Annotated in this window: 5 protein-coding genes and 1 pseudogene; 5 read left to right on the top strand and 1 reads right to left on the bottom strand. The window is 45.0% G+C overall.

The window, feature by feature from the left end; translation table 11 throughout:
• Window positions 1-58: 58 nt before the first annotated feature.
• A pseudogene (locus BN1125_RS18515) lies at window positions 59-421 on the bottom strand (integrase core domain-containing protein); the annotation flags it as partial.
• A gap of 210 nt (window positions 422-631) precedes the next feature.
• Between BN1125_RS18515 and BN1125_RS07685 the strand changes: the two are divergent.
• The 5 genes from BN1125_RS07685 to BN1125_RS19015 all read left to right on the top strand — a co-directional run bounded on the left by BN1125_RS07685 (window position 632) and on the right by BN1125_RS19015 (window position 6,166).
• Window positions 632-1,348, top strand: coding sequence for an SGNH/GDSL hydrolase family protein (locus tag BN1125_RS07685; RefSeq protein ID WP_084202281.1), 717 nt, complete (start codon window positions 632-634; stop codon window positions 1,346-1,348).
• Window positions 1,345-2,637, top strand: a complete 1,293-nt coding sequence (locus BN1125_RS07680) for a hypothetical protein (protein WP_042011566.1) — start codon at window positions 1,345-1,347, stop codon at window positions 2,635-2,637. Before BN1125_RS07685 ends, BN1125_RS07680 begins: the two co-directional genes overlap by 4 nt.
• A 34-nt stretch (window positions 2,638-2,671) precedes the next feature.
• The gene (locus BN1125_RS07675) at window positions 2,672-3,277 is read left to right on the top strand and encodes a hypothetical protein (protein ID WP_042011565.1); all 606 of its coding nucleotides are present in this window, start codon (window positions 2,672-2,674) and stop codon (window positions 3,275-3,277) included.
• 122 nt (window positions 3,278-3,399) lie between these two features.
• On the top strand, window positions 3,400-4,710 hold the full coding sequence (locus tag BN1125_RS07670) for an IS4 family transposase (protein WP_042011573.1): 1,311 nt from the start codon (window positions 3,400-3,402) through the stop codon (window positions 4,708-4,710).
• Window positions 4,711-4,948: 238 nt separating this feature from the next.
• Window positions 4,949-6,166, top strand: coding sequence for a phospholipase D family protein (locus BN1125_RS19015; RefSeq protein ID WP_156993202.1), 1,218 nt, complete (start codon window positions 4,949-4,951; stop codon window positions 6,164-6,166).
• Window positions 6,167-6,197 lie beyond the last annotated feature (31 nt).

Raw genomic sequence — 6,197 nt, 5'->3', positions numbered from 1 at the left:
CATGCGTGGGAATACGCAACTGCGGCGTTTTTCAAGATAGTTGTCGCGTAAACCTGTTTTAAGCCGCCTGTTTTTGCTCTGATTCGGACCGCTCTGGATTCAGCATCACGGCACAGATAGGCGTCCAGTTTCTCGTTGTTCGGCTCCACCTGGCTGGATGTCGTGCTCGGGCGGCCTGATACACTGCATCCCGTTTCTCCAGCAGCTCTTGATCCTCGCCCCGATGACGCTCGTTGGGGGTGACGAAGCGGATACCGCTATGCCGGTGTTCGTCGTTATACCAGCCCATAAAGTTGCGAACCCATTATCTTGCCGCTTCCAGACTAGCAAAGCCGTTTGATGGCCACTGCGGACAGTACTTCAGCGTCCGGAACAATGACTCCGAGTACGGATTGTCATTGCTGACCCGAGGCCTGCCCCGCGGCTGAGCTGGTGTTCAACCACCATGGAGGAGGGAGAGCAGGGACGGCTAACGCCGTAGCGCTATCCCTCCCCACCCTGAAAGGACGGGGTTTCTCGCGCAAAATCAGATGAGACGCCACCAAAATGAAGCATGTACCATTTTTCGACACTTACGCATTAATGCCAAGACAAGTACAGTAAGTAAACGTCTCGACAAGTGGAACAAACCATGAATCAAAAAACAAATGAACCAATGGCTAACTATTTACCCGATCAAATCGTCTTACTAGGTGATTCAATTTTTGACAATTCCCCTTATGTGAACACTGGAGAATCAGTTTCTGAGCAATTGGCAGAGTTAATCCAAAAAGAAGCAATGAAAACAGCTGCTGGAGTCAACTCCACTACAACACAGGTTGAATTACTTGCTGTTGATGGCCACGTCCTAGCCGACCTTCCAGGCCAAATTGCACGAGCACGCGCAAAGAAACATTTCAAGACACAAAGAGCTTACCTTTCATGCGGCGGAAATGATTTGCTTGGTTATGCTGCCTCAGGTTTGCTCGAGATCAATGTCAATAACATCGGTGAGGCATTAAGTTCACTTCACCAAGTAAGGGAGCATTTCCGCGAAAACTATCGACACATGCTGAATGTGACACTTAGAAAGTTCCCTATGCTCACAATTTGCACCATTTACGATGGGGTCCCCAATCTGTCTAGTTCTCAGGCCGTAGCATTAGGGATATTTAACGAGGTAATTTTAAGAGAGGCTGCCGAATGTCAGCTCCCCGTATTAGACCTTCGTGTTATTTGTAATCAAGTGGAAGATTACTCCCCCATCTCACCTATTGAGCCTTCAAAACAAGGTGCAGCGAAAATCGCGCAAGCTATCTTAAAGCAACATAACCAGTACAACCATAAAATCTGGGAGATCAACCAATGAGCCTAACCAAAGAATGGTTTGAACAGCGCGATAAGTTCATCGCTGAGCAGCAAGAACTTGGGAGCTACACCCTAGCAGCTGCGCTTGAAGAACTTAATACCAACGCCGCATATTTTTTTGATCTTGGTATTTTGACTCAACGTGAGTTTTCCACTTCGACCATAAATTTCACCCAATTAACAGGAATTGGTGGGCTATTCTTTGTTGAGCGGTGTCAGGCAATATTCATTAAGCCTGAAATGCTGGGTAAATTAAAGCTGGCACTTGAGGATTGGGATAATTTTTCTATTAATTATCCGTTGGTTCTATCTGACTTTACGGGAACGATATCTGTAAGAAATCAATCTTATTTCGAGTTCAAAGTCGATGCAAGGCTATTTCGGCATCGATTAACGTTCCGCATTAAAGATTCACGCGAGGAGTTCGCACAATTTGTGCGTGGTGAGGATTCAACGCAACTGTTAAATGTTTGGAATGACTTTTGCGAATGCGTTACTTTAATTGAAAATGAAGACATGACACCCACTAATATAGATATTGCTTCGGATAGTGATGCCATTAAAAAGCTTTGTTTTCCTTGGCATCCGATCGTCCAACGCTACTTTCGCAGCCGAATGCATCAGATCGGCTTTGAACACAATTTGAAAACTCTGAAGTGCGAAATTGAACAAACCTATTCAGTTCCAAACTCTGAATGGCATTCCCTTACTCAGTTTTTTGATTTAGTCAGACCAAATCGATTGAACAACATTACTAATGCACAGCTAAGTTCAATGGATGACATAGAGGTACAACTACTTACCTACAAAGACGTTAATGAATTTGGTATAGCAGGCTCAGACAAAGTAGAAAAGACAACAAAAAAAAACCGTAATTTGCATCGATATTGTACTGTCATGCCAAGAGACGTTTTGCTATTTAAGGATGTCTACAGAAAAAAAGTCAAAGTAGCTTACTTCCCTGGCGAAGATAAGAAAGCATTTCTTTGCTCAGATTTATTTACTGTGATACGTGCAAAAGCAGGAAGCCAATGGAATGGTGAGCGACTGTTTCTGTTTCTTACCTCACTAGTAGGTCAAACTTTACTTGAATACACCTTCTGTGATTTTTCCGTCAACGAACTGCAACAGGTTCGGCTCACTCCTCGACAACTGAGTAAACTCGAGATCCCGAAGCTTGACCAGAATCGTGCAAGTGAGCTTGACGACAAATACAGTCAACTCAATAAATTAATGCAACAGAAAGCTAATATTGAACAGCAAATCACCAATTTAATGAAGATAAATTAAGCATTCAGAACTCAAGCGATAACAAAGGAACTGTATGAATTACCCAGGACAAGCAGTAACACATGAAGAAGCCAAAGCCTTAGACAAGTTGGAAAACATGACCAATGAAGCAAAGCCAATGTACATAAAAATTGCGCCTACTTCTCCAGTATTACCTCAAATGCTGGATGATAATTTATCAGAAGAGCAAGAGCGGCAACTACTTTCAAAGTGCCCGAAGGTTCACCTATCCGCAAAAACCAGCCATGAACACATTACGACGTTTTTAATTGAGCTGTTCGCTTATTATTTCGAACTTCCTCAAGAGATGATTAAACCTAGCAGTGATCTGGCCGATGATATCGAGCGCATGGTATGGGCGCGAAAACTCGGTGTATCTTTTGAGGAGGTTACCTATGGCAGGATATTTTGTAGTAAAGATGAAAATGGCAATATAGTGGGAGGTATGGAAGACAAAGGCATCATGATCGTAATCATGTTTATGCTAGATTTTTCCGACCTTGTCGGTATCAAAGTGGTAGCTGATTCAGCCGAAGCTACACTTGAAACAATGAAAAATGAGTTTGGCAGCTACTATGACTGCGCAACGATTGGTGATCTGGCAGATTTGATTTATTCGGTATGTAAAAAGCTAAAATAAACCAAAGAGCAATAGCCAACCCTTCATACTGACTCTTATACACAAATATTGTGAACTGATTGGCACTTTTCCCGATTTCCAGGATCTGATCTCCTATGTGACTCCCGAACATGGTAACGATCATGCTAACTTTTGCTCTTCATCGTGCGGCCGATTGGGCTAAATGCGTTTTCTCTTTGGCTGCTCTGGGTGATCCGCGTCGCACCGCCCGCTTGGTCAGCGTCGCCACTCAACTGGCAAAATATTCTGGAAAATCAATCACACACTCATCTGAGGGCAGTGAAGCCATGCAGGAAGGTGCTCACCGATTTATCCGTAATCCTCATGTTTGCGCTGCGGCGATCAGAAAGGCTGGCGCCATGCGCACCGTCGAATTGGCGCAGGAATTTCCCGAGTTGCTGGCTATTGAAGACACGACGTCACTGAGTTATCGGCACCAGGTGGCCGAAGAGCTTGGCAAGCTGGGCGCGACGGAAGATAAGTCCCGCGGGTGGTGGGTTCACTCTGTGCTATTGCTGGAGGCCGCCACGTTTCGCACTGTGGGATTGCTGCATCAGGAGTGGTGGATGCGCCCGGATGACCCCGCCGATGCCGTCGAAAAAGAGAGTGGCAAATGGCTGGCGGCGGCGACAACCTGTCGGCAGCGCATGGGCAACATGATGAGCAAGGTCATTGCGGTATGTGACCGTGAGGCGGATATCTATGCCTATATGCAGGACAAGCTAGCCCATCAGGAGCGATTTGTTGTGCGCTCCAAGCATCGACGTAAAGACATCGGGTCCGGGCTGTGCCTGTATGACCATCTATGTCAACAACCAGAGCTGGGAGGATATCAGGTCGCCATCCCGCAAAAGAGCCTGGTGGATAAACGCGGCAAACGCAAAAATCGGCCTGCCCGCAAGGCGACGCTCTGCCTGCGCAGTGGCAGCATCACCCTCAAACAGGGGTCACTCACGCTCAATGCGGTGCTGGCCGAGGAGGTCAATCCTCCTGCGTGGAAAACCGGAGCGGGAGCTGAGCGGCAACGCATGGAGGAGCCTGATAACATGGAGCGCATGGTGTCGATCCTTTCGTTCGTGGCGGTCCGCCTGTTACAGCTCAGGGAAAGCTTCACGCTCCCGCAAGCACTCAGGGCCCAGGGGTTACTCAGGGAAGCAGAGCACGTAGAAAACCAGTCATGTGAAACGGTGCTAACCCAGGATGAATGTCAGTTGCTGAACTATCTGGACAAGGGAAAACGTAAACGTAAAGAGCGAGAAGGCAGCTTGCAATGGGCCTACATGGCGATAGCCAGATTGGGCGGTTTTATGGATAGTAAGCGAACAGGGATTGCAGGCTGGAGCTCACTCTGGGAAGGCTGGCAAACACTGCAAAGTAAACTGGACGGCTTTATTGCCGCCAAAGAGATGATGGCTTCGGGGATCAAGATCTGATCAAGAGACAGAAGTATCACATATAAAAACTTGACGCTTGGTGAACACATTGGGTTTCAAGAAAATCACATTTCTAGTTGCCAAGAAAAGTAATGTCTTATAAATTAACCACTGACTTTAACCCCCACCACACTGAGCTCCGCCTAGCGGCTCAAAGTCCACATTATGCCAGACTGGTGGCGTCCTATTTTTCTAAAATCTCAGACTATTTATTCAAACACTCTAATTTAGGTGAAATATGGAAGTGAAATTTCTTGACTCAAACATGGTTAACACTAGTTTACTGTCTTTAATGCAGCATTATGACGAGTATTATTGGGCGATTGCTTGGGCCACTGACAACGACTTAATAGAGCATTTTTTCCTTAACCATCAAAAGATACGAAAATTTATAGTTGGCATTGATTTTTTACATACCAGCCCAAGTGTTTTGGCTCGTTTACAACCTTACTCGACAACTAGAGTTGCACTGGATCATGAAAGTGCAACGTTCCACCCTAAAGTGTATTACTTCAAACATGGGAACGAGTGTGCTGCGATAGTAGGTAGTGCCAATTTTACTGCTGGTGGACTAGGACTAAATGACGAAGCCGCAATCCTTTTGACAGGAAATGTAGATGACGCTGTATTCAGAGATATAGAGACTGCAATAGAAACATGGTGGTCATCAAGCAGTTTGATCTCACAGTCTTTTTTAGATGCTTATACACAACGCTGGCATATAAGCCAAAGAACTTTACAATATTTGAAACGACCTTTTAGAGTAAGCACTCCCAGTGCAAACTCTCGATACCCAAAACTTTGCTTCATAGACTGGGACGACTATGTTATCACCTTAAACAACTCATACAACCCAAATATTGAAGAACGACTGGAGCTAATAAGAAAAGCGAAGGAGTTATTTATTCGCAGGGGCTCATTTTCTGCCATGAGTGAGTTGGAACGAAAAGCAATAGCAGGTTTTATCGGCACAATTGAAGTTGAACAGGATTCATTTTTATTAGGAACAAACTGGGGATGGTTTGGGTCTATGAAAGGAGCTGGCGTATTTAAAAATCGAGTAAATGAAAATGATGAGAACCTGAATGAAGCCTTGGAACATATTCCTACGACAGGGATGATATCGATTGGGGATTACATGAATTTCATTAACTCATTTAATGCTGCATTTGTAGGTGCAAGTCGTCAAGGCGGGTTACCTACTGCGAGCCGATTATTGGCGATGAAACGCCCAGATTATTTTGTTTGTGTCGACTCAGAAAACTTGGTAGAACTCGCTAGAGATCTTGGTTTTAAAAAGAGCAGTCTTAATCTAGACACGTATTGGAGTTTGGTGATAGAACCCATTATTGATTCTAAATGGTGGAATTCTCCGAGACCATTAGGGCTGCAGGGACATATATGGGATGCCAGAACAGCATTGTTAGATGTAATTTATTACAAATGGGATGAATGATTTTGATAGTTTCCCCCGGTGTCAGGATAGT

Origin of the sequence: Aeromonas fluvialis, assembly GCF_000819885.1 — a bacterium.
In the GTDB taxonomy this organism is placed as follows: Bacteria; Pseudomonadota; Gammaproteobacteria; order Enterobacterales; family Aeromonadaceae; genus Aeromonas; species Aeromonas fluvialis.
Note: the sequence above shows the minus strand (reverse complement) of the source record. Positions and strands in the feature narration are given on the sequence as shown.